This is a genomic window from Chitinophaga sp. (genome assembly GCF_035564935.1).
GTDB lineage: Bacteria > Bacteroidota > Bacteroidia > Chitinophagales > Chitinophagaceae > Chitinophaga.
In genome coordinates this window covers 1-3438 of sequence record NZ_DATMTE010000609.1, presented here as the reverse complement: position 1 = coordinate 3438, position 3438 = coordinate 1, and the positions used below count along the sequence as shown (strand labels likewise).

Here is a 3438-nt window from a genome sequence, read left to right as displayed (position 1 = left end):
GTTTACTTTTGACTTTATTTTTAGTTCTTGCGGGAAGCTTCGTTTTTGCTCAGAATAGACAGAGTAAAGCCGTTGCCAGAAAGCCTGCACCTGAAAGTATGAAAGCAGGAGCTTTTATTGATGTGAATGCTGCCGGCTATCCGGAAACCAATTTCAGCATCACGCAATTGGTAAAAGACGTACTTATCAGTGGCGGGTCTACCTGTTCTGCAGCCAATGTAAGCAACGTTGTGGTTTCTCCTAATTTACCAGCGACAGATCAGAACAGAAGCTGGGGATATTTCAATAAAGCAACGACCAATTTTCCTTTTGCTAAAGGAATTGTTTTAACGACGGGCTATGCAAGAAAGACCGGAAATACGTTTCAATCCACTCTAAGTGACGGACTTGGAACCGGTGGAGATATCGATCTGGCAACGGCATTAAGTGTGCCTAATTCAGAATTGCATGACGCAACGTATATAGAATTCGACTTTGTGCCGGCTTCTACTAAAGTTACCTTCAGATATTTATTTGCCTCTAAAGAATATTTCAGCAACTTTACGTGCAGTATCTCAGACGGGTTTGCATTATTGCTGAAAAAAGTAGGAGATCCTACGTATACAAACCTTGCAGTACTTCCAAGTGGGGAGCCTGTAAGTGTTACTAATATTATTCCTGCCAACTTGCCTTGTGGGCCTAAAAATGCACAATATTTTGCAGGAATGAACAACCCTCAGATTGAAACGAATTTTGACGGTCGTACGATTCCTTTAACTGCTACTGCAACGGTAATCCCTGGTCAGACCTATCATTTCAAGATGGTTTTGGCAGATTATCAGGATTCCAATTTTGATTCTGCGGTTTTTCTTGAAGCCGGATCTTTTGATATCGGTGTTCAGATTCTGAATCCTGCAGGTGTTGCGTTACCTCCATCAATTAATGTTTGTGATAATGCACCACAGACATTTACAGCTTCAGTTCAGGGAGGTGGAGCTACGTATCAATGGTTGTTTAATAATAATCCTATTCCGGGAGCTACCAATGCTTCTTATACGGCAACACAGCCGGGAATTTATACCGTTCAGGTATTTTTACCCGGAAATACCTGTCCGGGAACAGCATCGGTCACCATTGTCGGGGGAACGTCTCCTACAGTGCAGAATGCCACGCTTACGGCTTGTTATACTCAGGGAAATGCTACATTTAATTTAACATCAGCGCAAACTTCTATCAGTACGACTCCGGGAGCGACATTTGCCTATTATCTATTACAGTCAGATGCTTTGGCAGGAAATGCCAATACGATTGCCAATACAACAGCTTTTCCAAGTGCAGGGCAGACCATTTATGTTTTGGTTAAAAACGGGTTCTGTTCAAAAGTAGCCGAATTACAATTGGTGAAAGCGCCTCAGATGACGGCTACAATTGCACCTCCGAGTATTTTAACCTGTACAAATTCACAAATTACATTAGACGCAACAACGTCGGTGTATCCGGCAGGAGCGACATTCAGCTGGACGACAGCAAACGGAAATATTGTTTCGGGAGCCAATACATTAAACCCGGTAGTGAATTTAGCAGGAACCTATACTTTAACAATTTCAAATACCTATCAGCCAGGAAATTTAACCTGTACCGCTACGGCAAACGTAACGGTGACGGGAGACAGTGCTCCGCCAACAACAGGGTTAACGGCTTCTAAAGTTTTGATTTGCTCCGGCGAATCTGTAACATTAACGGCTTCCGGCGGTACTACATACAACTGGGTAGGTTTACCAGGAACAGGAAATACACAGACAGTTTCTCCTACGACGACCACGACCTATACCGTAACGGCAGTGGGAGCGAATGGTTGTGTTTCTCAAAATCCGGCGACAATCACAATACAGGTTTCTCAGCCGATCACTGTGCAGAACGCTACTTTATTGGAGTGTTATCAGACTGGTGGGATTAATTATGATTTAACGGAAGCTCAGCCTCAGATTACTTCTGCGGGAGGTGTTACTTTTACTTATTATTTAACTCTTGCAGATGCCAATGCAGGAAATACGAATAATATTACCAATCCGGCTTCTTTTAACAGTCCGGGAGGGCAGACCATTTATGTTTTGGTGGTAAGCGGCGGATGTAGATATGTTGTTACATTGCAACTGTTGGCTACACCGGAAACTACTTTAACGATCGCTCCTCCACAGCAGATTACCTGTACAACGACACAGACTACATTGAATGCTTCTGCTTCTGTAATTCCTGCCGGTTCTACCATTGCATGGACGACAACAGGAGGTGGAAATATTGTTTCAGGAGCTAATACCTTAACTCCTGTGGTAAATGCAGGTGGCGTATATACTTTAACGGTAACGAACGTTAACCAACCCGGAAACTTAACCTGTACTTATACAGCAAACGTTACGGTGACTCAAAATACAACACTTCCGGTGGCTACAGTGACGTCTACTTTTCCGCAGATCTGTCCTGGTGAATCGGTGACTCTTACTGCTTCCGGCGGTGCTACCTACAATTGGACGGGGCTTCCAGGAAATGGAAATACTCAGGTAGTTTCTCCAACGGTGACTACTACTTATACGGTTTTTGCGGTAGGAGCAAACGGATGCGTTTCTGCAAATCCTGCAACAATTACAATAGTTGTTGGTCCTCCTGTGGCAGTTTTAGCAGCTTCAAAATCTAAAATTTGTGCGGGAGAATCTGTTACCTTAACGGCTACTGGCGGGGTTACTTACGAATGGGTTACTTTACCAGGAAACGGAGGTACTCAGGTTGTTTCACCTACTGCTACGACAACATACTGTGTTTTTGCTTTAGGTGGAAATGGCTGTAAAGTAGCTACACCGACTTGTATTACCATTGAAGTTGTACCGGCGATTGAGTCTACATTGCATGATGTATATGTATGTGCGGGAGATTTCGGAACTCTGGATGCCGGTGCAGGACCAAATTATACCTATGTTTGGAATACCGGGGCAACCACACAGACAATATCTGTGAACACGCCGGGAACATATACGGTGACGATCAGTAATGGTGTTTGCTCTAAAGTTTTCAGTGCACAATTGATAAACCCTACATTACCACAGTTTACGAATGTTGTTTATAATAATCATGTTCTGACTTTATCAACAACAAATCCTACAGGCGGAACATTGGAATATTCTATTGACGGTGGTCTTACATGGCAGGCTTCAAACATCTTCTATAATGTTCTTGATAATACAAGCTATAACCTGATGGTAAGAGTGAAAGATGCAAAATGTAATACTTCATTAGAATATTTTACCTTTGTTATCAGCAATGCCATTACACCGAACTCTGATGGTAAAAATGATTTCATAGACTTTACAGGAATCAGCAAATACAATAATTTTGCGGCTTCTGTATTCGACAGATATGGTCAGGAAGTATTTAAAGCTACCAAAACAGAAACCGTTTGGGACGGAA

At 42.7% G+C, this 3438-nt stretch carries 1 protein-coding gene; it reads left to right on the top strand.

What is annotated here, in order from left to right; genetic code table 11:
* The coding region (locus tag VN105_RS15415) for a choice-of-anchor L domain-containing protein (RefSeq protein ID WP_325642420.1) at nucleotides 1-3438 on the top strand (3438 nt) is incomplete at both ends.